The following is a 23,769-nucleotide window of genomic DNA, read 5'->3' on the forward strand; positions in this document are numbered from 1 at the left end:
ACGGGCTGGGCAAGCCGCTTCCGCCACGCGGCCGGCCGCGCTGTCTTGTTCATGCAAAGTCGCGCCGCTAAAGCCAGACACGCCGGCTGCAACGCCGCCGTCATTTGGGGACGCCATCCGATGACGCGTTTGGGGATGAGGATGTGCTGTTGATGACGATCGCCGGGGGTTCCGCACGCGCGCGCTGGGCCGCCGCATCGATCGGTGTCGTGCTCGCGCTCGGCGCTGTCTTGACCGCAACGATCGACACCGCCGCCGCGCAGAACGCCCCCGCCAAGCGTGCGCCGGCGCAAGGTGGCGGCAGCACGCAGGCGATCATCGCGCAAATCAAGAACGCCATCGCACTGACGCGCGGCGGCAAGATCGACGCCGGCTATGCACAGCTCCTTGCAGCACTGGACGCCGCCGACAAGCTCGACGACGCCCAGTTCGTCATGGAGCAGTATTTCGACGCGACCGCGACGCTGCGCACGGTCAAGCGCGACGACCTCGCCGAAAAGCTTTTCGCGCGCGCGTTCCAGAGCAAGGCGGCGGCGCAACGGCCACCCGGCAATGCCGACGTGCTCCTGATGTACGCGATCCTGCTGTCCGACCACGCCAGGATCGCCGAAGCCGTTCCGCTCTACATGAGGGCGATCGCGGCGTTCAACGCCTATTGGGGCGAAGGCTCCGAGGAATCGCTGATCGCGAGCGACAAGCTCGCGGTCGCGCTGTCCGCCAACGGCTCGGCGGCGTCGGCGACGAATCTGGGCCGGCACAATTTCGAGCGCGCGGAGAAGGCGCTGGGGCCCGACCATCGCACCACCTGGAAGCTCGCCAACAATTATGCCGACATGCTGCGCGAGATCGGCGCGCCGGCGAAGGCGCTCGAGCTCGATTTGTTCGCGATCGAGAAGCGCGCCAAACATTATGGCGAGAACCATCTCAACACGCTGGTGACGGTCAACAACGCCGGCCAGGATTTCCTCAATCTCGGCCGCTTCGACGACGCCCGCCGCTATTTCCGCCGCCACCGCGCGATCGCGGCCGCGATGGCGCCGAAGGATCCGAGCTTTGCCGGACAGGCCGACGCCTGGCTGTTCTACACCGACATGCTCGCCGCCGGCGACGCGGCGATCGCGCCGGCCGATCTGGGGCGGCTGGAGGCGATCGTCGCCAATGAGGCGAATTTTGCGGATTTCCTGCGCATCAAATCCGCGGTGCTGGCTGCCGGCCAACGCGAGCAGCGCGGCGAGCGGGACAAGGGGATGCGGCTGCGCGAGACCGCGCTGGCGATCTCGAGCCGCGCCTTCACGGCGCAGCATCCGATCAGCTTCGAGATCAAGCTCGGCATCGCGACCGCGCTGATCGCTGATGATCTGATCCGCGCGGTGCAGGCCTTCGCCGCGCTCGACCGCGAGATGTTCGACTGGATGAAGCGCGAGGTCGGCACGTCGGGCGATCGCGCCGTCGCCGAAGCGATCCGCGCCCATGCCGATCATCTCTTGTTCGCGTTCGGCCGCTTCACCACCGGCGCCGGCTCCGCCGTGGCGCAGCCGGCCTTTGCTGCCGCCGTGCTGCGCTGGAAGACGCTCGGCGGCGCCGACGCCACGGCGCTGCGCCAGCTCGAGACAGCGGTCGCCGGCAAGGACGAGGAGACCGCGACGCTGCTGCGCACCGCGCTCCGGCTCAACGGCGAGAAGCAGGAGCTGTTCTCGTCGGGCAATATCGACGACTGGGCGAGGTCGGTGTGGGGGCGGCAGGACGCGGCCGAGAAGGCGCTGCAGAAGCGGCTCGATGCGATCGGCGCGAAGCTGCCGCAAGACCCGATCCGTCCGTCACAGCTGCTCGGGCAGCAGGAAGCCGTGGTCAACTATTTCATCACGCGGCAATGGAAGGCGGATCGCCAGGCGAAGGCGCCGCTGGCGGCAACCGTGCTCTACGCCATCGTCGAGACCGCAACGAGCGAGCCGCGCGTGGTCGATCTCGGCGATCCCGGCCGGATGATCGACACCGGCGCGCGCACCGAGATCGCCCGGCTGCGCGCGACGCGGGCCACCGTGCCTGATCCCGACGCCGACGCGCCCGACATCAAGGGCCGCTTCCAGAACCTCCGGGCACGGCTGTTCGCGCCGCTCGAGCCGCTGCTGAAGGACAAGACCACGCTCTATGTCGTGCCTGACGGCTTCCTGTTTGCCGTGCCGTTCGCGCTGCTGCCCGGCAGTGGCGGCGGCCTGCTGGAGGACAAGTTCACGATCCGGATGCTGACCAGCCCCGACGCGCTGATCGCGATCCATGCGCGCGAGACGCTCGATCAGCGGGGCGCGATGCTGCTCGCCGGCGGCATCGAATATGGCGAGCCGGGGCCGATGCCCCTGCCCGCGACCCGGACCGAGATCGAGGCGATCGCAAAACTCGCCCGCACCCGCGGCGCGCCGGTCGAGATGCTGACCGGGCGCGGCGTCAGCGAAGGCACGCTGCGCGCGGCGATCGGCAAGGCGCGCATCGCGCATCTGGCGACGCACGGCTTCTATCGCGACGGCACGGCATCGGGCCTCGACACGCTGTGGCAGAGCGGCATCGTGCTGTCGGGCGCCGGCGACAGCCGATTTCCGCTGCGCGACGAGAACGACGGCTATCTCTATGCTTTCGAATTGATGGACTGGGACCTGTCCGGGCTCGATCTTTTGGTGCTGTCGGCCTGCGAGACCGGCCGCGGCGACGAGAGCTTCGTCAGCGGCCTGCGCGGCCTGCCGACCGCGCTCGGCATCGCCGGCGCGCGGCGCGCGCTGCTGACGCTGTGGCCGGTCGCCGACGAGGGGACCGCGAACTTCACCGTGCGGTTCTACCAGCACCTGGCGGAGGGGCTGACCTATTCGGATGCGCTGCGCCAGACCAGGCGCGATGCGCGTGACGGCAAGGTCGCGGGCGCGGGCGACGCGAGCGTGTGGGCGGCGTTCGTGCTGTTCGAGGGCTGAGGCATATATGTCGTTGATGTGATCGGACGGGCGCCGCGAGCGCGTGCCGGGCCGAACTGCGCCCGACGTTGCGCAAGGCCCGCACGCAACCCCATCGCGCAGGGCAGACCGGCGCGCGGGCGCGGGCGATTTGCTTTGACAGCGGCGGCCCGATCGAGGACAAGCCGCCCATGCCGAAAAAACCCGGGACCAATCCCAAAGGCGAATTCGCCTTCTTCAACGTCTTCTATGAAGACGGCTCGCAGCGCTCCAACCGCCGCGTGCCGTCGGAGCTCATTGGCGGGCTCGACGGCGACGAGCCGGTGCGCGCCTTCCTGCGCGAGCAGGACCGCGAGATCGCCGAAAAGGGCGGCCGCGCCCCGCTCGAGATCAAGTCCATCGAGCGCGTCGGCGCGAAGAAGAAGTAGCGTAGCCAGCAAGGCCGGTTATTACCCCGAGCGGCGCGTTCGCTGAGCGCTATTGTCCTCGCGGTCGATCAGCATCGGAGCAAGCGGTACCCCTCTCCCCGCCCCTCCCCCGCAAGGGGGGAGGGAGCCCTTCCGCCAGTGCGTCCCTCACGTCTGCAACCACCGTGCGGCGCGCAGCAGCGTGCAGCACGCGTTGTGGCACGACGTACAAAGGCCACAAGCAAAGTCAGGCGAGCACATTATTCAGGCTCCCTCCCCCCTTGCGGGGGAGGGTTGGGGAGAGGGGTGGCCGCGGGCGCTGGCACGCGAATTTTGCAACGGACGAATTATTGCGCCCCGGCGCGGAGACGGCTTGGCCAACCGACACGGACCAACGTTTCATCCGGGTCAGAGATCGCAAATTCGTACATCCCCCACGGCCTGTCTTCGGGTGATTGCTGAAATTCGCGCGCTGCGGCATCAACGCTCTCAAGGTAGAGATAAAGCCCAAAAGGGTTTCTGCCCGGCGTGAGCCACCCCTCGACCGCGTCCGTCAGATGTAAATATCCGCCCTTCCCGTTCGACAGCATGCGATAGGTGTCGGGCTCTCCAGGAGCAGGCCTTTCGCTGTCCGGGCGCGCAAAGCCCAGCCGATTGTAGAACCGCTCCGACGCATCAAGGTCATTACACGGCAGGATCGCGATCAAAGCTCCGGAAGGGCTCATTCGTGCACTCCAACTTCATGCAACAAATTTCGTCCGCTCTTCTCAATGTCTGAAAATTTGTCGCCTTTAAGGTGGGAAAATGAAAACGGCGGGCTCAGGCCCGCCGCTCTCGTTTCGATGGATACCGATAGAATTAGTTATCCAGGAAGCTCCGCAGCTTCCGCGACCGCGACGGGTGCTTCAGCTTGCGCAGCGCCTTGGCTTCGATCTGGCGGATGCGCTCGCGGGTGACCGAGAACTGCTGGCCGACCTCTTCCAGCGTGTGGTCGGTGTTCATGCCGATGCCGAAGCGCATGCGCAGCACGCGCTCCTCGCGCGGGGTGAGCGAGGCCAGGACGCGCGTCGTGGTCTCGCGCAGGTTGGACTGGATCGCAGCATCAATTGGCAGGATCGCGTTCTTGTCCTCGATGAAATCGCCGAGATGCGAATCCTCTTCATCGCCCACAGGCGTTTCGAGCGACAGCGGCTCCTTGGCGATCTTGAGGACCTTGCGGACCTTCTCGAGGGGCATGCCGAGCTTCTCGGCGAGCTCTTCCGGGGTCGGCTCGCGGCCGATCTCGTTCAGCATCTGGCGCGAGGTGCGGACGATCTTGTTGATCGTCTCGATCATGTGCACGGGGATGCGGATGGTTCGGGCCTGGTCGGCGATCGAGCGGGTGATCGCCTGCCGGATCCACCAGGTGGCGTAGGTCGAGAACTTGTAGCCGCGGCGATATTCGAACTTATCGACCGCCTTCATCAGGCCGATATTGCCTTCCTGGATCAGGTCGAGGAATTGCAGGCCGCGGTTGGTGTACTTCTTGGCGATCGAGATCACGAGACGGAGGTTGGCTTCCACCATCTCCTTCTTGGCCTGACGGGCCTCGCGCTCGCCCTTCTGCACGCCGTGCACGATCTTGCGGAATTCGCCGATCTCGAGCCCGGTGAGCGCCGCCAGCGACTGGATCTCGTGGCGCAGGTCCTTGATGCGGTCCTTCTCGTGATGGACGAAGTTCTTCCAGCCCTTGGCCGACAGCTTGGAAACGCGGTTGAGCCAGCGGGGGTCGAGCTCGGACCCCTGGTAGTTGCGCAGGAAGTCCTCGCGCGCGACGCCGTGGCTGTCGCCGAGGCGCAGCAGGCGGCCCTCGAACGAGACCAGCTTCTTGTTGATGTCGTAGAGCTGCTCGACCAGCGAATCGATGCGGGCCTGGTTGAGGCGCAGCGACTTCACCTCGACGATGATCTCGTCCTTCAGCTTCTTGTACTTGCGCTCCTGCGAGGGCGACAGCGACTCGCTCTGCAGCTGGTTGGCGATGTCCTGCTCCTGCAGGCGGCGCAGCTTCTTGTACTCGGACGCGATCTTGTCGAAGGTCTCGACCACCTTCGGCTTCAGCTCGGCCTCGATGGCGGCAAGCGACATCTGGTTCTCGAACTCGTCGTCGTCCATGTCGCCTTCGGCGGCGGCCTCGGCGGGATCCTTCTCCTCGGTGGCGGCTTCGCCACCGGCGGGCGCGGCGCGGAACGGGGTCGGCGACGGCGGCGCGGCCGGCGGCGCAACATGGGCCGGCGCTGCGCCTTGCGCATCGCCGCCATTGCCTTCAGGGGCGGCGCCCTCGGCGCCGTTGTTGCCGATCAGGTTCGGATTGATGCCGCCCTTCGACTCGGGGCCGGCATAGGTGGCTTCGAGATCGATGATGTCGCGGAGGAAGATCTTTCCTTCGTTGAGCTCGTCGCGCCAGATGATGATGGCCTGGAAGGTCAGCGGGCTTTCGCAGAGGCCCGCGATCATCGCCTCGCGGCCGGCCTCGATGCGCTTGGCAATCGCGATTTCGCCCTCGCGCGACAGCAGCTCGACGGTGCCCATCTCGCGCAGATACATGCGCACGGGATCGTCGGTGCGCTCGCCGGGCTCCGACTTCTTGACCTCGGTGACGGCCTTCTGCGTGACCTCGACGAGCTCGTTGTCGGTCTCGTCGTCGCCGTCGTCCTTCTCGTCCTCGCCTTCGCTGTCGTCGGCCTCGGTGACGTTGATGCCCATGTCTGACAGCATCGACATGATGTCTTCGATCTGTTCGGGCGAGGTCGTGTCGGAAGGCAGCACTTCGTTGAGCTGATCGAAGGTCACGAAGCCGCGCTTCTTGGCCTGCTTGATCATCTTCTTCACCGCGGCATCCGACAGGTCGAGCAACGGCGACGGCGCGTCAGCGGCATCCTTCTCAGGAGCATCCGCTGCCTTGTCGTCTTTTTCCTTGTCCTTAACCTGCAGCGTCTTTGCCTTGGTGGCCATTCACTAAGCTCCCGAAACGCGGTCATGCAAAATGGCGCCACGCACGCGCATCCGCACGAAATCTAGATTTACTCTCTCGACGCACAAAGGGCGGCGCAATATCTCGCCACCCCTGTCATCCGTCTCGACGGTTTCCATCTTGAAATAGCCCGTCGCGTCTTCCGTAAAAGTGGACACCGGTTTTACGATCGGAAGACGCGACAGATCTAGGTCTGACGCATTTTCTGACGGCGAACCGGGAACCACTTCGCCTGAAAATGCTACGGTAGCTATTAAGTTTCGCTTAACCCTGTTTTTGCAGCCAAACCATGGATTTGGCGAGTCTTTTTGCGGGTGCGGCCAGCGCCGTCCGCAGCATTTTTGTTATCAGACATTACGCTGGAACCGGCCCGATAATTCGCCGAACCCTTCAATCAGGGCTTCGGTCCCGTCGGCTTCTGCCATCCGGGCCTGGATATCCTGCAACCATGCCAGATTGGCCTCGCTGGAGTCTTCAGCCAAAGCCGCTTCCGCATCTTTTCTTTCCCTAAGTAAGGCGTGGGTTTTCTGATGCAAGGCAACGAGTTGACGCCAGGTTGATAAAACATCCTCGCGCGCCGCGCCGATCTGCGCACCCCACACCGCCTGGGTTGTGATCGCCCGCTCAACCCTTTGAAGAATCGGGAATAATCCGCCCACTTCGAGGTCGATCGGCTGAGCAGACTGCTTCCCTTTTGGACGATTTGGTCCACAGACAAGGGCTAGCCGAAGACCGGCGCACCAGAATATTGCATTGCAGCATCGGGAGGTCTTGTAGGATTTGGGCCGGAAAGACGACGAATTTCTGCTGATTCTTCAGCTAGAGCGGCGCCCTCGACTTCAATATCCGCGTGTTCGTTTTGACGTTCCCTAACAAGGCTCAGCAGTTGATCGAACGCGTCGTCGTTATCCCCAGCCAAGTTTTTGGTTCGCTGGATGTCATGATCCAGCTCATCAAGATGAACTCGGCGGGCGAGATGATCGATACATCGTGCGACAAAGTCCCGGGGAGGGCTAAGCGCGAGGAGCGGAAACCGGGTGAAGAGGTTGTGCCCCCACGCGCGACCGTCGGTGCCTTTACCGTGTATGTCCTGCAACACATTATAAAAGCCATCCTCAAGGTGGCTATAAATCTGCTGCACAGACAATTCCTTCTCCACGACGAGCAATTTGTACAGAGCGGTACAAAATTTGTCCAACTCGGGCGTAAATTTCAACCGCAAAATGGTGTCCTGCTTGTCGTCTAGAAATTCTGGATAATGCACGAGCATCCCGAGCAAGATTTTTTGTAAGCCGTGCTCTCGGTAGTCCAACTCGCTTTTGAGCTCTTTGGATACGATGAGTTCTTTGGATATGAGGTGGTTGGGCTCATTCCTGACCTTGCCACCACGTCCCGTCCTGGCTTTAGGCTTAGGCATGACCTTGCCACCCCTCACGGCCTGCCAAAACAACTCGGCAAGTTGCAAACGACATGTACGTACATATGCAGTTTGAACCGATGAATCCTTTATTGTTCGAATAAGCGCGATCAGTTTCTTCTCCAAAGAAGCCTGGGTATCGGGGCTCTTGACGTTAACGCCCTCTGTTTCTCGCGCCCACAAGACATCCCACACAGGTTTCGAGCCTACGAGCACTTCTTTGAATGCCTCGACACCTTTTTCTCGAATGAGATCATCCGGATCTTTTTCTCCGACCATGAAAGCAAATCGAAATGACTTTCCAACCGCCAACAACGGCAAGATCCGATCGATAGACCGATGAGCCGCAGCGACACCGGCTCGATCAGCATCGAAACAAATCACCGGCTCGGAAGACAGTCTCCAAAGCGCCGCAATCTGCTCTTCCGTGAAGGCTGTTCCCATCGTTGCAACCACGCCTTTGATACCGGCTTGATAGATGGCGATGGCATCCATGTAACCTTCAACGGCGACAACAGAACCTGCCTTGTGCGCGGGTTCGCGAGCGCGATGAAAATTAAAGACGACCGAGCCCTTATGGAAAATTGAAGTCTCGGGAGAGTTCAAGTACTTCGGCTGCACGTCGCTCTTGAGAGCTCGACCTCCGAACCCAATGACTCGGCCGCGCTGATCGTGGATCGGAATAATCACTCGGTCGCGAAAGCGATCGTAAGGAACAGGAATATCTTCGCCAGCTATCAGCAGCCCAGTTTCAATCATGTCGGCAACCGACACGCCTTTTGATCCCAAATATTCCTTCAATCCAAACCGATTGGCCGGCGCATAACCAAGCCGAAATTCAAGGATCGTCGACGGGACGATGGCGCGATCGGATAGGTAGCCACGGGCTTGGGCACCAATGTTCGAGGCAAGATTCTGCTGGAAGTATTTGGTCGCCAATTCCATTACGTCGTGGAGGGACTTTTGACGTTCCTCCCTATGCTCTTCTTCCCTCGAAGTGCGCGGAAGTGGAAGTCCTGCCAAGGAGGCGAGTCGCTCCACGGCTTCGGGAAAGGAAACCCCCTCCGTCTCCATCACGAAGTCGAAAATGTTTCCGTGCTTACCGGTGGAGAAGTCGTGATAAAATTGCTTCTGATCGTTCACAGTGAACGATGGCGTTTTCTCTTGATGGAATGGAGACAGCCCTTTCCACTCGCGCCCAGCCTTCTTGAGCTTAACGCGACGTCCAACCACGTCTGAAACCTGCAGACGCGCTTTCAACTCGTCTAGAAAGCTAGGCGGGAAGCGCATGCTATCTCACTCACTACAATCGCGGGGGGAAGCGTGGCTGGCTACGCTCGCTATCCATGCTCGCGAATCGTGGGTAACAACGCTAGGGTAAAAACCTTAGCGTTCCATATATGTTCTAGTCAATATCCCCGCACTTTGGCTTGTCCACATACCCAACTAATAGACGAAAGCGCTTAGATGGCCCCTCCTATTGGTATTGGGAGCGCCTCAACGAGCATTTTAGCCACTTGCCCCCTTCCCGCTTCCGGGATTGGATAAGGCCATGTTCACGACGTTCAGAGGCGGGCAGAGCGGCGGCTGGCAGGTCACGTCCATCACGCGGGTGAAGGGCGAGACGCTGCCGAAGGTCGCGGCGCTGTCGATCGTTGCGAGCGAGTCGATCGCGCTGCCGCTGCTGCCGTCGCAGAACGCATGGCGACTTGCCGGCGTCACCAGCCATCTGCGCTACACCGAGAAGGAGGAGCGGGAGAAGCTCTTAGCCGTGCAGGCCGGGCTCGGCCGCAGCGAGGCAACCCACGCGGCGCTGATCCCGATCAGGAAATCCGCGGCGTGGTGGGAGCTCACGCAGGAGGAGCGCCGCCAGATCTTCGAGGACAAGTCGCACCACATCGCAGGCACCCTCAAATTCCTCCCCGCAATCGCCCGCCAGCTGTTTCATTCGCGCGACCTCGGCATGCCCTTCGACTTCCTGACCTGGTTCGAGTTCGCACCCGACCATATCACCCTGTTCGACGAACTGATCGGCATGCTGCGCGCGACCGAGGAATGGAATTTCGTCGAGCGCGAGGTCGATATCCGCGTGATCCGGGAAATCTGAAGTAGCTAATGCTCCAGGAACTTTCCTGACGCGATCCGCGGCAGCTCGGCGACCGGCCAGTTGTAGAGATAGGTCCACGCCTCGCGCACGCTGCCGTCGGCGAGCGTGACCTCGAGCAGCTCGCGGACATACTCGGTCGGCGGCGGAAAGCCTTCGCCGCAGGCCTCGTACATGTCGAATTCACGCAGCATGGCCTCGCGCTCACGCAGGCGGAACAGTTCGCCATGCACGATGTCGGCCGGATCGTCCGACACCACCAGGCCCGGATAATGCTTCACCAGATAGAGCCGGCCACGGCACTGCGCCGGCCCGAGGAATTCGGCATTGCCCGCAAGCAGCTTCGCCATCGGATGGTCGAAGCCGCGCATCAGCGTGCCGTAGACGAAAAGAAGATCGGGGGTCATGGGTTCAGTTGTCATTCCGGGATGGTCCGAAGGACCAGACCCGGAATCTCGAGATTCCGGGTTCGATGCTGCGCATCGCCCCGGAATGACAGAAAATGGCTGAAGAGGCTAGGCCACAGCCACCTCATCGGTCACGACGACGAACTTCGTCAGCGTCATGCGGCCGAAGCTCGTGGTGAGGGCGACGTCGGCGGCGTCGCGGCCGGTTGCCATCAGGATGCGGCCGATCCGCGGCGTGTTGTGGCGGGCATCGAAGGTGTACCACTGGCCGGACAGATAGACCTCGAACCAGCCGGAGAAATCCATCGGCGCCGGGTCCGGCGGCACGCCGATGTCGCCGAGATAGCCGGTGCAGTAGCGCGCCGGAATGCCCATGCAGCGGCAGAAGGTGAGCGCCAGATGCGCGAAGTCGCGGCAGACGCCGGCGCGGCTTTCATAGACGTCGTGCGCCGACTTCATGTGATGGGCGTGCTGGTAGCCGAACGTCACGTGGTTGTGCACGAAATCGGTGATCGCCTGCACCCGCGCCCAGCCCTGCGGTGTGTTGCCGAACAGCGACCAGGCAATGTCGGTCAGCTTGTCGGTCTCGCAATAGCGGCTCGGCATCAGATAGAGCAGCATATCGTCGGGCAATTGCTCGATCGGCAGCTGCTGCGCCGCCGGATTGACGATGTCAGGCAGTCCGGAATCGCGCACCAGCGCGCTGCCGCGGAAGGTGACGGCACCGCTTGGGGCAACCAGGCGCCCACACACATTGCCAAAGCCGTCGCGATAGAGGCCGATCGGCACGTCCGGTTCGGTCGAAAGATGCTCGGTGCCGACGATGTCGGCGTAGCGCGACGGATGGATCGACAGCATGATCACCATCGGGGTCGGCTGCGCCGCCGTGTAGGTGATCTCGAAGCCGACCTTGATCTGCATCGTCAGGCCGTCTCCTGCTCCGCATTCTCGCCGACCGAGACCACCTTGATGTCGACATCCATGCCGAGAAAGGTATCCGCCGCGCCGAGATAGACGCCGTGCAGCGGGATCGCCTGGCGCGGATCGCGCGCCACCGCGACGCGGATCAGATCGCGCGTGCCGACGATGCCGTTGGTCGGATCGAACTCGATCCAGCCCGCGCTCGGCAGATAGACCTGCACCCAGGCATGGGTCGAGCCGCCGCCGACATAGCCGTGCGCGCTGCCGGGCGGCATGGCAAGATAGCCGGAGACGAAGCGCGCGGCGATGCCGAGCCGGCGCAGCGCCTCGATCATGAACAGCGCATAGTCGCGGCAGGTGCCGGACTGCGTGCGCAGCGTGTCGAGCGGATGCTGGGTGCCCTGCTCATGGCGCTTGCGATAGCTGAACGCCTCGCGGATGCTATGCGTCATGCCGCTCAGGATCTTGAACGTCGGCGTCGGCGCCTCGACATCGAGAAAGCGCCGCGCCCAGGCCGACAGCTCGCCGTTCGGGTCGCCATATTGCGGCGTGATGAACTGCTGCAGATCGGGGAATTCCTCATCGTCGTAGAGGAACGGATAGAAATAGGCGGGATCGTCCGGCGTCAGCGCGAACCTATCGGCCGGATTGTGCTCCACCGTGGCGGTCGAGACAAAGGACAGCGTGTCGGCGCGCTCGTCGAAGGCGGCGATCGCCATACTGTTGCCGAACACGTCGTGGATCCAGCGCAGCGACATCGGCTGTGGATCGATCACAAGTGCGCTGTCGAGCACGCGCAGATCATGGCCGTCGCGAGGGCGCAGCATGATGCGGTGTTCGCCGAACGCCACCGGGCGCGCGTAGCGATAAACGGTCTTGTGATGAATAGTCAGCAGCGGCATCTTTAAACAATCATCGTGATTTCGGACCGCATAATCTATAGAGAAAGCTGCCCGATTCCAGATCAGCATGCCGCCTGAATAGGCAAAGTTGAGGAAAAAAGCCCTTGAATTACGGAGGCGGTCCATCGTTCCTGCTCGCGAGCACCGACGCTTCACCGGTTCTTGAACACAATGCCGGCGGCCGCTCACCGTTCCTGTTCACCTGCGACCACTACGGCAGGCTGATCCCCTCTCCGCTCGGCGACCTCGGCTTGCCCGAAGATGAGCTGGTGCGGCACATCGCCTGGGACATCGGCATCGCCGGCGTCGCAACCCGGCTCTCGGAGCGGCTCGAGGCGCATCTGATCGCGCAGCGCTATTCGCGGCTCGTGATCGACTGCAACCGTCCGCCGCATGTCGCAAGCTCGATCCCGCTGATCAGCGAGGCCACCACGGTGCCGGGCAATGAAGGCCTGTCGCGCGAGGCCGCCGAGATGCGCCGCGCGCAGATCTTCGATCCCTATCACAAACGCATCGACGAGATCATCGACGCGCGTGCGCGTCAGGGCCTGCCGACGGTGCTGGTGTCGCTGCACAGCTTCACGCCGGTCTACGCCGGCATCGCACGACCCTGGCACATCGGCACGCTCTATCACCGCGACACGGTGCTGCCGCCGCTGCTGCTGAAGCGTCTGCGCGCCGAGGGCGATCTCGTGGTCGGCGACAACGAGCCCTATGCGGTCAGCGACGAGACCGACTACACGATCCCGGTGCATGGGGAGACGCGCGGCCTGATGAACTCGGGCATCGAGATCCGCCAGGACCTGATCTCCGACCAGGCCGGCGAGACGGCATGGGCCGAACGGCTGGCGCGCATCCTCGGCGAGGTCGAGGCGACGCTGCGCGCGGAGGCGCTGATCTAGCGACTAACGGTCAGCCAGGGCGTGGCCTCTAGCCCGAAGCCAGCTCGACGTGCTTTAATTGGCTGGGTTGAACTTCCAAGTTAGGGTAGTCCGTGGCGCCCGAGCGAGTGGAAAGGCGACTGGCAGCAGTGCTGGCGGCAGATGTCGCCGGCTACAGTCGCCTGATGGGAACGGACGAGGAAGGCACGCTCGCGCGGCTTAAGGCGGCCAGAAAGGATCTCATTGATCCAACGATCGCCGCTCATCGCGGCCGCATCGTCAAAACAACCGGCGACGGCATGCTTGTCGAATTCGTCAGCGCCGTCGATGCCGTGCGCAGCTCCGTAGAGGTTCAGAGCAGGATGGCGGAGCTCAACGCATCCGCACCGCAGCAGCAGCGGATCGAATTTCGCATCGGCATTCACGTCGGGGACATCATCATCGACAACGACGACATCTTCGGCGATGGCGTCAACATCGCCGCGCGGCTGGAGAACATCGCGGACCCGGGCGGTATATGCCTGTCTGACGACGCCTACCGGCAGATCCGGAGCAAGGTCGATGCAGCCTTCGAAGACATGGGCCAACAGAATCTGAAAAACATCACTGAACCGATCCGCGCCTGGCGAATGAAGATTGGCGCCAGAACTTCGCCTGAGCGCCAACCAACTCCCGCCGAATCGCATCACATGCGCCCGTTTTCGGGAAAGCCCTCCATCGCGGTGCTGCCGTTTCAGAACATGAGCGGCGACAACGAGCAGGAGTATTTCGCTGATGGGATCGCGGAAGACGTCCTTACGACCCTGTCAAAGATTCAGGAATTGATGGTGATAGCGCGCAATTCGAGCTTCGCGTTCAAGGGACAGAACCGGGACATTCGCGAAATCGGGCAGATCCTGGGTGCTCGTTATCTGCTGGAAGGGAGCGTTCGAAAGATCGGCAATCGCATCAGGTTGACGGCGCAGTTGATTGATGGTCGAGACGGCGGCCATCTCTGGGCGGATCGCTTTGACGGAGACCTGGACGACGTGTTCGATCTCCAGGACCGAATTACGCAAGAGATCGTCGAAGCGCTTGAAGTGCAGTTGACGGTCGGTGAACGCGCAAGGGTGTGGAGAAAGCGCTCGGGCAGTCCGCTGGCTTATGAGTATGTCTTAAAGGGACGCGCCCTGTACGTTAATTTCGCAAGGCAAACCCATGCACAGGCCCGGAAGCTTTTTGAACAAGCGCTGGAGATCAATGCCTCGTTTATGCCGGCGCTCTATTTGTTGGGTCTTACCCTGACAGACCAGGCGCGCTTCGGTTGGATCAAGGATGAAAATGAAGCGTATCAAGCCGCACTGGGCTGCGCTGATCGGGCTCTCGCCGCCGACCCGAGCTTCGGGGAAGCATACCTCGTGATCGGCTATGTTCGTACCTATCAACGCCGTCATGATGAGGCTGTGGCAGCAGGAGAAACGGCGATCAGCCTCGCTCCCAGCAGCTCTGACGCCCATCACATGGCGGGCATGTATCACGGCTATGCCGGTAACTTTCGAAAAGCCGTCCTCTACGAGGAGCACGCCCAACGGCTCAGTCCGATTGAGCGCAACGAATCCATGGTGGACGAAGCGCGCGCAAGATTTCATCTCGGAGATTTCGCGGCGGCGCACGATATAGCCTCCCGCGTACTGAGGCAGCGGCCGCTCTGGCTGACCGCGCAGTCGGCACTCATAGCGGCGCTCTGGAATCTCGGCCGGCAAGATGACGCGCGCATGATCGCAAGCGACTTGCTGGCGGGCCACCCCAATTTCAGCCTGGCCCGCTGGGCCAGGCTGCTGCCGTATCGTCGACAAGGCGACCTGGACGCATTGGTCAACCCGCTACGCATGGCGGGGCTCCCGGAGTGAAACCTGTCATCTTACAATTTACAATGCCGTCGAGAGCGCGATGCCGCACGCCAGGTACCTGCACGGCCGCGACTGCTTGTTCGATTGCCGGTTCGGCTTCTTGCGCATCTCCGCGGATGAGACACCACAGGGATCGGCATATTCCGATTGGACCGGCTTTGCTGATTGCGCGACCGGTTCGAGGCGCGATCAGGTCAACCCGATCAATTCGGCTGGCGCCGCCAGATGAACACCAGATAGAGCAGCACCGGCAGGCCGAGCCCGGCCCATGAGACTGCATCCCACCAGCCGTCGCCGACCAGCGCGCTGATCAATCCGACCGTGCTCACGACCGCGATGACGAGCGGAGCGCCGAAGATCTGGGTCAATGAACGATGCGAGACCATGCTGACGTCACGACGATAATGCGGGGTTGTCGATGGAGGCGGCGTTGGCGATCGCGCGTTCCTGGCTCACACCGGCCTTGCGGCGGCGCATCCACAGATACACGCCGGTCACGAGGATGAAGATGGTCAGGATGTCGAGCAGCGCCCAGACGATCTTGAGCGGCATGCCGCCATAGTCGCCGAAATGCAGCGGCTGCGAGACGAACAGGGTCGTCACATACCAGGGCATGTCCCTTGTATCGGTCAGCTTGCCGGTTTCCGCGTCGATCAGCGCCGGCTTCAGCAGCCGCGAGGTCAGCGGCGTATCGCCATGCAGGAATACGGCGTAGTGGCTCTTGCTGCTGAACAGGGTTCCCGGGAACGCGACGAAGCTCGGTGTCATGCCGGGCACCGCATGGGTGGCCACTTCGACCGCCGCATTCAGCGAGGTCAGCTTCGACGGCACCGGCCGGTCCTTGTACTGCGCGGTCATTTCGGCGAGCTGGCCGAACTGCCACATCTTGAGCACGAGGTCGGCCCAGGTGTTGATGACACCAGTGAAGCCGACGACCAGCGTCCAGGCGACGAGCAGGATGCCCGCGAGATTGTGGACGTCGAGCCAGCGCACGACGCGGGTCCGCTGCGCGCGGTAGGCGCCGAAGCGCAGCTTCCGCATCGAGGGCGCATAGACGACGATGCCGGAGATGATCGCGACGCAGAACAGGATCCCCATCAATCCAAGGAACAGCTTGCCGGGCAGCCCCGCGAACATGTCGGTGTGCAGCTTCAGCATGATGTAAGTGAAGCGGCCGGTCACATCGGGCGCATCGAGATAGGCGCCGGTATGGGTGTCCATCCGGATCAAGAGGTTGTTGGTCGGATCGGCATCGATGGTCGGGCCGACGCTGACGAACATCGCGCTCGGATCGTCGCGATCCCAGATCAGGAAGTGAGGCACCTTTCCCGGCGCCTGCGCCATCGCGTTGCCGAGCAGACGGTCCAGATTGGCCGGCGGCGTGCCTGGCGGCACGTCGGCCGGCTTGACCTGACTGTGCAGGAGATCATCGATCTGCTCGTGGAAGATCAGCGGCAGGCCGGTGATGCAGAGCAGCAGCATGAACAACGTGCAGATGAGGCTGGTCCATTTATGGACAGCGCCCCATCGCCGCAAGGATCTGGTCGTCGCAGTCAATTTCGTTACCTAGTTCCAGGTGTACTTCATCGTGCCCAGCACCGTGCGGCCATTGCCGAGGCCGCAATAGGGAAGCCCGGTCAGGCAGGATGCAACGTAGAAGTGGTCGGTCAGATTGGTGACGTTGACCTGTGCCTTCCATCCCTTCAGGTCCGGCCGCAGATAAGCGAAGTCGTAGCTGACCGACGCATCGAGCAAGGCATAGGAGGGAATGACAAAGGTATTGAAGTTGTCGCCGTAGGTCTCGCCGACATAGCGCACACCGAGACCGAGCCCAAGGCCCGCGAGCGCGCCGTCATACCAGGTATACTTGCCCCAGACCGCGCCCTGGTCCTGCGCCGTGTTCATCATGTACTTGCCGGCATAGCCGGCGATGCTCGTCGTCACCCGCGGGTCGAGATGGGTGTATCCCGCCGTGATCTCGAACTCGCGCGTCAGATTGCCCTTCAGCTCGAGCTCGAGGCCGCGGACGCGCACGGCATCGGTCTGCACGTTGAACAGCGGATTGAGTGGATCTGCCGTCAGTACGTCCTGCTGACGGATATCGAACGCCGCCGCCGTCACCATGAAGTTCGAGCCGTTCGGCTTGAACTTGACGCCGACCTCCGCGCCCTCGCCTGTCGTCGGCCTGAACGACCGGCCGGCGCTGTCGGCGCCGAGATTCGGTGTGAACGAGGTCCCGTAGCTGACATAGGGCGCGAGGCCGATATCGAACAGGTAGCTCAGGCCGATGCGCCCGGTTTGCGCCGAGTCATCGCGCGAATAATGGCCGGCCGGCGGATAGAACGCCATGCTGGTGAAGCCGGAGCTGACCCAGTCCTGGCGGCCGCTCATGGTCAACGTCCAGCGATCGAGCTTGATCTGATCCTGCAGATAGGCGCCGAGCTGCGACTGCCTGTCGTCGCGCAGAATGAACGGCGCCAGCGAGCTGGCTGACGGAACGGCGGTGCCGTAGACCGGACTATAGGCATCGATCGGCGCAATCGGCGTCGTGCGATAGTCGGTATTGGCCCACAGGTCGAAGTAGTCGACGCCGGCCAGCACCTTGTGGACCAGCGGCCCGGTCGCGAAATCCGCCTGCAGCTGATTGTCGAGCGCGACATTGGCGGCGTTGGCCTTGACGTAGTTGTAGGTGCGCGCGACCAGACGATCCGTCACCATGCCCTCGGTCCGCACCGATGCGAGGTCGTTGCTGACCTGGGTGTAGCGGAGGTTTTGCCGGAACTGGAAGATGTTGTCGAAGCGATGCTCGAACGCGTAGCCGACCGCGAACTGCTCGAGATGATAGCCGTCCAGCCCGGGCTCACCGAGGTAACGACTGTAGGGAATATGTCCGTTGGGGTTGGGCAGGAAGGACACCTGTCCCGGGACGTATTGCTGGTAACCCTTGTTGTCGACCTTCTGGTACTGCGAGAGCACGGTGAAGCTGGTGTCGTAGGTCGGGCGCCAGGTGAAGCTCGGCGCGATGAACAGCTTGTTGTCCTGAACGAAGTCGGTCTGGCTGTTGCTGTCTCGGCCAAGGCCGACGATGCGGTAAAGGAACCGGCCGTCCTTGTCGGCGGGACCGCCGATATCGAAGGCGCCCTGGAAGCGATCGAATGAGCCGATCGACCCCTCGATCTCGTAGTGCGGCGTCTCGGTGGGCCGCTTGCTGACCAGGTTCAACAGGCCGCCCGGATCGGATTGTCCATACAGGCCGGATGACGGCCCCTTCAGGACCTCGATGCGCTCGAGACCGTAGGTCTCGATGCGCGGGACCGCGAAGGTCGTGGTGTCGGTCGGCAGCCGCAGCCCGTCGAGATAACGCGGCGCGGTGAAGCCCCGCAGCTTGAACTCGTCGAAGAACGCGTTGGCGCCAAAACTTTCGATCGTCACGCCGGGCGTGTAGCGCAGCGCTTCGGTGATGTTCTGCGCACCCTGTGCCTGGATCTGATCCTGGGTGACGATCGAGATCGACTGCGGCGTCGTGAGCACCGGGGTGTCGGTCTTGGTTGCGGTGACGCTCTGGCTGGCGAGATAGCCGGTGACCGGCCCGTTGCCGCGCTCTCCGCCGCCACCCGACCCCGGTGCTGGAACGTTCTGCGCTTGCGCGGGCGCCCGGTTCGCGATCGATCGCGGCGTCGTGCGCGCAGGACGCGCCGCGCGTCGCGCCGGCTGCGTTCGCCGCGCCTGCTGCGGCGCTTCGACCGTCACCGGCGGCAGCGCCGATTGCGCAACGCTTTCACGCGGCATCACCACACTCAGCACGAACAAACCGCTGCCGGCCACGTACCCGGCCGCCAGCGCAGTGCGACGAAACATCCGACCCCCGTCAACTCACATCGCCTTCATCTTCGCCGTCACTAACACGATGAAAGACGTATGCAGCTGATCGGTGATTAGAACACGTCCAGTGTCGGGCTTATCGCCGATGGTGTTGCGAGCTCGCAACGCGAACGCAGCGAAACTGCGTCAATGCGCCTCAGATTTTTCGAGCGCTTCTAAGGACGATTCTAAATTGCGTTTCGCTCCGCGATACTTCGAGTCAGTTCCGCGCACAGCGATCGAACGATGCCGTGCGCGGAAGCGATGATGAGACCGATCGCGCGCAGCGCGCGCGATCGCAGTTGCGGTGCTTTCGCCGAGCTCAGCCTCAGACTTCGGTGACGTGCTCCGGATCGGCGGATGCCAGCGCCGCGGCACGCTCGGCGCGCGGCGGATAGATCCAGACGGTGTTGATCTCCCGCTTGGTCTTCTTGGCCACGTCGCCGACCATCTCGACCTTGCGCTCCCAGCCGCGGGTAAACAGCGCACCGGCCTCGCCGAGGTCGAGACAGGTGACATAGGCCTTCTGGTGATACGGCTTGGTCGGGACACCGAGCAGCTCGGCCGCGGCGTTGTTGCCGGCAAACGCGCCCATCCGCGTCGCGTGCTGGCACGACATCAGCGCGTAATTGCCGACATCGTCGCATGCGGCGCGCGCCGCGTCGCCGGTGGCGAACACGCCCGCGACTGAGGGCACGCGCAGATCGCGGTCGACCAGCAGCCGGCCGAAATTGTCGCGTTCCGCCGGGATCTGCGTGGTCAGCGGCGCGGCGCGAATGCCCGCCGCCCAGACCACGGTCGCGGCCTCGATATGCTCGCCGCTGGAGAGCGTGACGCCGGACTTGCTGACCTCGGCGACGCCGGCACCGAAGCGGCCTTCGACGCCGAGCTTGCGCATCGCGTCCTCGATGATCGGGCGCGGGCCCTCACCCATGTCGGGCGCGATCGCCGCGTTGCGATCGACGATGATGACGCGCGGTTTGGCGTCGCTGCCGAGAATGTCCCGGAGCCGCGCCGGCATCTCGGTCGCCGCTTCGATGCCGGTGAAGCCGCCGCCGGCAACAACGACAGTGTCGCGCGCCACTGATGCCGGCTGCCTGGCGAGGCCATGCAGATGGCGGTCGAGCGCGATCGCGTCCGCAAGGTTGTCGACACTGAAGCCATGCTCGGCGAGGCCAGGCACGCTCGGACGGAACAGCCGGCTGCCGGTCGCCACCACAAGGCGATCATAGGGTAGCGTCTTGCGCGCGTCCTTGGCGGTGACGATCCGCACGGTGCGGGCCCTGGTGTCGATGGCTTCGGCGCTGCCCTGCACATAGACGACATCGATCGCGTTGAAGACGTCGAGCAGGGGCGCGGTCAGCGTCTCCGGCTTCGGCTCGTAGAGCCGCGGGCGCACCACAAGGGTCGGCTCCGGCGCGACCAGCGCGATCTCGAGCTCCTCGGGCGAGACGCCCTTGATGTCGCGCAGGCGGGCTGCGGAGAGCGCGGCGTACATGCCGGCAAAGCCGGCGCCAATGATGACAATTCGCATGGATATCTCCTCTGGATTGACAGTCTCTGATGTCCGCGCGTTGCCGCCGCGTGCGGCGAAGCCTGTCGCGATCGGCGACGCGAAGAGGTGAAAAGACGAGCGCCTATTGCCGGGCGCAGCTCGACAGGAACGGCGTGCGCGCCGCAGGCATGCACGCTGCGCGGCAGCCTCTCGCGCCCGAGAGCGGTCCATCCTGGAGGCCGATCGGCAGCGCGGCCCCCGGGAGCCAGTCGCGGTACAGCGCCTGGGCGGCGTCGCTGATCGTCACCGACGTCATGGCATCGGCGCCCTGCGCCAGCGCATCGGCATCCTCGCCGGTTGCCGACGTGAAGCGCACGGTGAGCGTAAGTCCGTACATCAGTGCAGTCGCGAGAACCCGGCGTCGCCGCGTGACTGCCAGGGAGCTACCGAAATCCTTCCAGGCCATCGCTTGTCTCCGTTGTTGGCATGGGCGCCACGGTGATCTAGCGAATTGGACTTGTGAGTGCCCCAGAGCGATTGCCCGACCTGAAGAGCGATTGCGGCTAGAGCATTTTCGGTTCTGATTGAATCAGAACCGAAGCTCTGGATTCTTGTTTTGACGCGTTTTCTTCACGCGAACCGGTGCCCACTTCGCTCGAAAACGCTTCTACCGCAGGCGCCGCCGCCAATCGCTCGGGGTTTCGCCGGTCAGTTTCCTGAACGCGGCCGCGAACGCGGTCTGCGAACTGTAGCCGAGCGCCGCCGCGATCGAGACCACGGAAGCGCCGGTGTCGCGCAGCATGTTCATGGCCTGCTCGAGCCGGTGCTGGCGCAGCCAGGCATGCGGCGAGAGCCCGGTGCTTTCCTTGAAGGCGCGGCAGAAGTGAAAGCGCGACAGGCCGGCGTCCGTGGCCAGCGCCGCGAGCGAGACGTCCGCATCGCAGTCCGAGCGCAATCGCTCGATGGCGCGGCGCAGCGCCGTCGGCGCCAGACCGCCCACGGTCGCCTGAACCGTGGCAGGCACGCCGGCATGCGCCGACAGCAGGCGCGTGGCCAAGAGATCCGTCAGTTGCTGCCGGAACAGCGCATCCAGCGCCGCGCTCCCCTCGAGCGCATCAGCGGCGCTCAGCAGCAACCGCGATGTAATCGGATCGGGGTGCCCGGTGCGCTCCAGCAGATCGCCGGGAGCGGCGGTGTCGGCCTCGCCGGCGACGCGCGCCAGCGTCGCATGCGGAAGGTAGAGCTGAACGACATGCACCGACTGGTGAATATCCCAGCGCGAGCTCGAGCCGGCAGGAATGATCGTCACGACCCCGGACCGCGCCGTTCCTATCGAAGCCACCCTGCCGGTGCGCCGCTCCAGCCGCTGCGAGCCGGCGGGATAGCTCATGACGACATGGTCGACCATCGGCCTGACCACGTCGTGCAGGGCGTCATGCTTCCAATAGGCTATCGCGCCGCTCGACGGGTCGGCCGCCATGCGAAGCGGCTGCGTCTTGAGCACGCGGGCCATCTCCAGGCCGGCCGGGCAGCGCGGGCCCGCCGGTGCCTCGGCCTGCCGCGCATCAGATGCGGCGGACGAATCCCGCAAAGGATCGTGCAGGATCGGCTTACTCATCACCTGTGCTCGCGTTTGAAGGCTCATGCGCTCCCTCCTTGCGGGCCGGTCTGTGGGATCGGTGAGGCGCGGAACTGCCCTCCGGACCTAAGCGCCGCGCAGTTCGGTTGTCTTTCCTGAAACGGCCATGCTTTGCTCAATTCTGCGCCAAGCGCGCCGCTGCGACATTTCTGCGTTCGGCGCGGTCGATCGAACCAAGGCAATTGAAATCGTTCTGGAATCGCTTGACCGCGATCGGCCGGCAGGTCGTTCATGATTGCGTGAGCAAACTGGACTGCGCCGCAGCAATCCCGGATAATGAGTGACGGCTTCGCAGGATGACTGACAGGTCCCTGTCCGGCTGCGCATCAATGATGGACTCAACGCAGATGACACAGGCGGGCGCCTACGGGGAGCGGCTCGGGCAATTCCTGCGCCTGAAGGACACGCCGCCGGCGCTGATCACGCGCACGCTGCGCAGCGCCGAACTCGCGGTCACCGAAACCCGGGACGACAACCCGGTGCCCGGGCTGTCCGGATCGCTCACCGCCGAGGATGCCTTTCTGGTCAGCCTGAAGCTGCACGATTATCCGGACTGCGAATTGTGGGAGGGCGGCAAGTGCCTCATGAAGCGGGATATCCCCGCGGGCGCGACCTATCTCTACGATCTCAAACGCGATCCGCGCTACGTGATCGACAAGCCGTTCCACTCGCTGTTCTTCTATCTGCCGCGCTCGGCGCTCACTGATTTCGCCGAACAGACAGGCGCGCCGCGCATCGGCGAACTGGCCTGCGAAATCGGCAACGGTCACGACGACGGCGTCATTCGCCATGTCGGGGCGCTGCTGCGCGAGGGACTGCGCCGGCCGGACGAGACCAACCAGCTGTTCATCGATCACATGATGCTGGCGCTGACCGCACACGTCACCCGCACCTATGGCGGAATACAACACCCGACCGGACCGAGCCGCGGCGGCCTCGCCGTCTGGCAGATCAACCGCGCCTGCGAAAAGCTCGAGTCCGACCTCAGCGGGAAGATTTCGCTGAAGCAGATCGCGGCCGAGCTCGATCTGTCGGTCGGCCATTTTTCGCGCGCCTTCCGCATCTCCACCGGCCTGCCGCCGCACCAATGGCTGCTTCAGCAGCGCCTGAAGGTGGCCAAGCAGCTGATGGCGGCGCGCGACCTGTCGCTGTCAGAGATTGCGATTTCGGCCGGCTTCGCCAATCAAAGCCACTTCACGCGGGTGTTTTCCGCCATGGTCGGCGTCAGCCCGGCGGCGTGGCGGCGCGAGATGCATCGCCCTGCGAAAAGCGAGACCTGAACAGGGCCGCGTTCAACCGGGCGCCGCGGCTCGCACGGCATGCTTGGCATGCCATTTGGGGCCCGGTCCGCGCATGTAGTGCAGCTCGGGCCGGTAGGGATCGCGAATTCGCGCAATCAGATTCTGCAAGCACGTCGCGATCGCGTTCAAGCTGTCGCGCAGAGCGAGCAATGATGCGTGCGGTGACAGCATGGCGCCCTCTCAGTGCGGCTTCCCGAGCACGGATGCGAAGGACAGGATCACGATCTCGTCGCCGGACTCGTCGCTGACATGCACGACCCAGTCGCGCCAGTCTTCCAGGCTGACCGTTGCGACCAGCGATCGCATCATGCACGTCGCCGCCTCGCAGGCCTCCGAGAGGCTGGTCACCGAGGTGCCGCGGCGATCCATCAGTACCCCGTGCGTGGTCGAGCAATGGAAAAAGACCTGGGTCATGTGCGTATCCTCGCAAGCTCCGGACGAGAAGGTCATCTTTGGAGCTCCACGTTTCTTCGACGCGACCATTCGCAAGGCGGTTCACACCGGCGCGGGCCGCGCGGCGGCCTCGCGGAATGGTGATCAAGCTCCAGCATCGCCTCCTCACCAAATCGCGATTTGACAGTTCTTCTATATTTGTCAAA

General features: G+C 63.4%; 20 protein-coding genes and 1 pseudogene. 6 read left to right on the top strand and 15 right to left on the bottom strand.

Annotated elements, in window-relative coordinates:
• Positions 1-152: 152 nt before the first annotated feature.
• Positions 153-2,957, top strand: a complete 2,805-nt coding sequence (locus IF803_RS20205; protein ID WP_461193216.1) for a CHAT domain-containing protein — start codon at positions 153-155, stop codon at positions 2,955-2,957.
• A 170-nt stretch (positions 2,958-3,127) separates the two neighbouring features.
• Positions 3,128-3,364, top strand: coding sequence for a hypothetical protein (locus IF803_RS20210; protein WP_028343418.1), 237 nt, complete (start codon positions 3,128-3,130; stop codon positions 3,362-3,364).
• A gap of 326 nt (positions 3,365-3,690) precedes the next feature.
• On the opposite strand, the gene IF803_RS20215 is transcribed toward IF803_RS20210, so the two are convergent.
• The 4 genes and pseudogenes from IF803_RS20215 to dnaG all read right to left on the bottom strand — a co-directional run bounded on the left by IF803_RS20215 (position 3,691) and on the right by dnaG (position 9,060).
• A complete protein-coding gene (locus tag IF803_RS20215; protein ID WP_461193217.1) occupies positions 3,691-4,068 on the bottom strand; it encodes a VOC family protein in 378 nt (125 codons plus the stop codon).
• A 133-nt stretch (positions 4,069-4,201) separates the two neighbouring features.
• Entirely contained in the window at positions 4,202-6,334 is a 2,133-nt protein-coding gene (gene rpoD / locus IF803_RS20220) for an RNA polymerase sigma factor RpoD (RefSeq protein WP_461193218.1), read from the bottom strand.
• A 366-nt stretch (positions 6,335-6,700) separates the two neighbouring features.
• Positions 6,701-7,021: pseudogene (locus tag IF803_RS20225) on the bottom strand (DNA primase); the annotation flags it as partial.
• 53 nt (positions 7,022-7,074) lie between these two features.
• Positions 7,075-9,060, bottom strand: a complete 1,986-nt coding sequence (gene dnaG / locus IF803_RS20230; protein ID WP_461193219.1) for a DNA primase — start codon at positions 9,058-9,060, stop codon at positions 7,075-7,077.
• 262 nt (positions 9,061-9,322) lie between these two features.
• Here dnaG and IF803_RS20235 point away from each other — a divergent pair, with 262 nt between their 5' ends.
• Positions 9,323-9,877 carry a chlorite dismutase family protein gene (locus IF803_RS20235; RefSeq protein ID WP_461193220.1) on the top strand — a complete coding sequence of 185 codons (555 nt, stop codon included), beginning with the start codon at positions 9,323-9,325 and terminating at the stop codon, positions 9,875-9,877.
• Between the two features lie 5 nt (positions 9,878-9,882).
• Here IF803_RS20235 and IF803_RS20240 read toward each other — a convergent pair whose 3' ends face one another.
• From IF803_RS20240 to IF803_RS20250, 3 genes are all read right to left on the bottom strand, one after another.
• A complete protein-coding gene (locus tag IF803_RS20240) occupies positions 9,883-10,281 on the bottom strand; it encodes a gamma-glutamylcyclotransferase family protein (protein ID WP_461193255.1) in 399 nt (132 codons plus the stop codon).
• A 108-nt stretch (positions 10,282-10,389) separates the two neighbouring features.
• Entirely contained in the window at positions 10,390-11,202 is an 813-nt protein-coding gene (locus IF803_RS20245) for a transglutaminase-like domain-containing protein (RefSeq protein ID WP_461193221.1), read from the bottom strand.
• Positions 11,203-11,204: 2 nt separating this feature from the next.
• Complete coding sequence (locus tag IF803_RS20250; RefSeq protein ID WP_461193222.1) at positions 11,205-12,104, bottom strand: transglutaminase family protein; 900 nt, start codon at positions 12,102-12,104, stop codon at positions 11,205-11,207.
• Positions 12,105-12,208: 104 nt separating this feature from the next.
• Between IF803_RS20250 and IF803_RS20255 the strand changes: the two genes are divergently transcribed.
• Both IF803_RS20255 and IF803_RS20260 read left to right on the top strand, forming a co-directional pair.
• The gene (locus IF803_RS20255; RefSeq protein WP_461193223.1) at positions 12,209-13,006 is read left to right on the top strand and encodes an N-formylglutamate amidohydrolase; all 798 of its coding nucleotides are present in this window, start codon (positions 12,209-12,211) and stop codon (positions 13,004-13,006) included.
• Between the two features lie 128 nt (positions 13,007-13,134).
• Positions 13,135-14,874, top strand: coding sequence for an adenylate/guanylate cyclase domain-containing protein (locus IF803_RS20260; RefSeq protein ID WP_461193224.1), 1,740 nt, complete (start codon positions 13,135-13,137; stop codon positions 14,872-14,874).
• 203 nt (positions 14,875-15,077) lie between these two features.
• Here the strand turns inward: IF803_RS20260 and IF803_RS20265 are convergent, their stop codons facing one another.
• The 6 genes from IF803_RS20265 to IF803_RS20290 form a co-directional block, all read right to left on the bottom strand.
• The gene (locus tag IF803_RS20265) at positions 15,078-15,260 is read right to left on the bottom strand and encodes a hypothetical protein (RefSeq protein ID WP_028343408.1); all 183 of its coding nucleotides are present in this window, start codon (positions 15,258-15,260) and stop codon (positions 15,078-15,080) included.
• A gap of 7 nt (positions 15,261-15,267) precedes the next feature.
• The gene (locus IF803_RS20270; protein ID WP_028343407.1) at positions 15,268-16,410 is read right to left on the bottom strand and encodes a PepSY-associated TM helix domain-containing protein; all 1,143 of its coding nucleotides are present in this window, start codon (positions 16,408-16,410) and stop codon (positions 15,268-15,270) included.
• 30 nt (positions 16,411-16,440) lie between these two features.
• Positions 16,441-18,732 (bottom strand): TonB-dependent siderophore receptor, encoded by a 2,292-nt coding sequence (locus tag IF803_RS20275; protein ID WP_461193225.1) that lies wholly within the window; start codon positions 18,730-18,732, stop codon positions 16,441-16,443.
• 331 nt (positions 18,733-19,063) lie between these two features.
• Positions 19,064-20,269 carry an NAD(P)/FAD-dependent oxidoreductase gene (locus IF803_RS20280; protein WP_461193226.1) on the bottom strand — a complete coding sequence of 402 codons (1,206 nt, stop codon included), beginning with the start codon at positions 20,267-20,269 and terminating at the stop codon, positions 19,064-19,066.
• Positions 20,270-20,372: 103 nt separating this feature from the next.
• Entirely contained in the window at positions 20,373-20,627 is a 255-nt protein-coding gene (locus tag IF803_RS20285; protein ID WP_461193227.1) for a hypothetical protein, read from the bottom strand.
• Between the two features lie 270 nt (positions 20,628-20,897).
• Positions 20,898-21,848 (bottom strand): helix-turn-helix domain-containing protein, encoded by a 951-nt coding sequence (locus IF803_RS20290; protein WP_461193256.1) that lies wholly within the window; start codon positions 21,846-21,848, stop codon positions 20,898-20,900.
• A 368-nt stretch (positions 21,849-22,216) separates the two neighbouring features.
• Between IF803_RS20290 and IF803_RS20295 the strand changes: the two genes are divergently transcribed.
• On the top strand, positions 22,217-23,149 hold the full coding sequence (locus IF803_RS20295) for a helix-turn-helix domain-containing protein (RefSeq protein ID WP_461193228.1): 933 nt from the start codon (positions 22,217-22,219) through the stop codon (positions 23,147-23,149).
• A 12-nt stretch (positions 23,150-23,161) separates the two neighbouring features.
• On the opposite strand, the gene IF803_RS20300 is transcribed toward IF803_RS20295, so the two are convergent.
• Positions 23,162-23,341 carry a hypothetical protein gene (locus IF803_RS20300; RefSeq protein ID WP_461193229.1) on the bottom strand — a complete coding sequence of 60 codons (180 nt, stop codon included), beginning with the start codon at positions 23,339-23,341 and terminating at the stop codon, positions 23,162-23,164.
• A gap of 9 nt (positions 23,342-23,350) precedes the next feature.
• On the bottom strand, positions 23,351-23,584 hold the full coding sequence (locus IF803_RS20305) for a DUF6894 family protein (protein WP_461193230.1): 234 nt from the start codon (positions 23,582-23,584) through the stop codon (positions 23,351-23,353).
• Between the last annotated feature and the right edge of the window lie 185 nt (positions 23,585-23,769).

The sequence above is a fragment of the Bradyrhizobium sp. UFLA06-06 genome (assembly GCF_054820065.1).

Excerpts from the sequence above, each read along its gene's own strand:
- IF803_RS20205 (WP_461193216.1), top strand. The coding sequence starts at position 153 with ATGACGATCGCCGGGGGTTCCGCACGCGCGCGCTGGGCCGCCGCATCG.
- IF803_RS20290 (WP_461193256.1), bottom strand. The coding sequence starts at position 21,848 with ATGAGTAAGCCGATCCTGCACGATCCTTTGCGGGATTCGTCCGCCGCA.
- IF803_RS20285 (WP_461193227.1), bottom strand. The coding sequence starts at position 20,627 with ATGTACGGACTTACGCTCACCGTGCGCTTCACGTCGGCAACCGGCGAG.
- IF803_RS20275 (WP_461193225.1), bottom strand. The coding sequence starts at position 18,732 with ATGTTTCGTCGCACTGCGCTGGCGGCCGGGTACGTGGCCGGCAGCGGT.
- IF803_RS20250 (WP_461193222.1), bottom strand. The coding sequence starts at position 12,104 with ATGCCGCTGCTGACTATTCATCACAAGACCGTTTATCGCTACGCGCGC.
- IF803_RS20295 (WP_461193228.1), top strand. The coding sequence starts at position 22,217 with ATGACACAGGCGGGCGCCTACGGGGAGCGGCTCGGGCAATTCCTGCGC.
- dnaG (WP_461193219.1), bottom strand. The coding sequence starts at position 9,060 with ATGCGCTTCCCGCCTAGCTTTCTAGACGAGTTGAAAGCGCGTCTGCAG.
- IF803_RS20305 (WP_461193230.1), bottom strand. The coding sequence starts at position 23,584 with ATGACCCAGGTCTTTTTCCATTGCTCGACCACGCACGGGGTACTGATG.
- IF803_RS20265 (WP_028343408.1), bottom strand. The coding sequence starts at position 15,260 with ATGGTCTCGCATCGTTCATTGACCCAGATCTTCGGCGCTCCGCTCGTC.
- IF803_RS20300 (WP_461193229.1), bottom strand. The coding sequence starts at position 23,341 with ATGCTGTCACCGCACGCATCATTGCTCGCTCTGCGCGACAGCTTGAAC.
- rpoD (WP_461193218.1), bottom strand. The coding sequence starts at position 6,334 with ATGGCCACCAAGGCAAAGACGCTGCAGGTTAAGGACAAGGAAAAAGAC.
- IF803_RS20245 (WP_461193221.1), bottom strand. The coding sequence starts at position 11,202 with ATGCAGATCAAGGTCGGCTTCGAGATCACCTACACGGCGGCGCAGCCG.
- IF803_RS20280 (WP_461193226.1), bottom strand. The coding sequence starts at position 20,269 with ATGCGAATTGTCATCATTGGCGCCGGCTTTGCCGGCATGTACGCCGCG.
- IF803_RS20235 (WP_461193220.1), top strand. The coding sequence starts at position 9,323 with ATGTTCACGACGTTCAGAGGCGGGCAGAGCGGCGGCTGGCAGGTCACG.
- IF803_RS20210 (WP_028343418.1), top strand. The coding sequence starts at position 3,128 with ATGCCGAAAAAACCCGGGACCAATCCCAAAGGCGAATTCGCCTTCTTC.
- IF803_RS20240 (WP_461193255.1), bottom strand. The coding sequence starts at position 10,281 with ATGACCCCCGATCTTCTTTTCGTCTACGGCACGCTGATGCGCGGCTTC.
- IF803_RS20215 (WP_461193217.1), bottom strand. The coding sequence starts at position 4,068 with ATGAGCCCTTCCGGAGCTTTGATCGCGATCCTGCCGTGTAATGACCTT.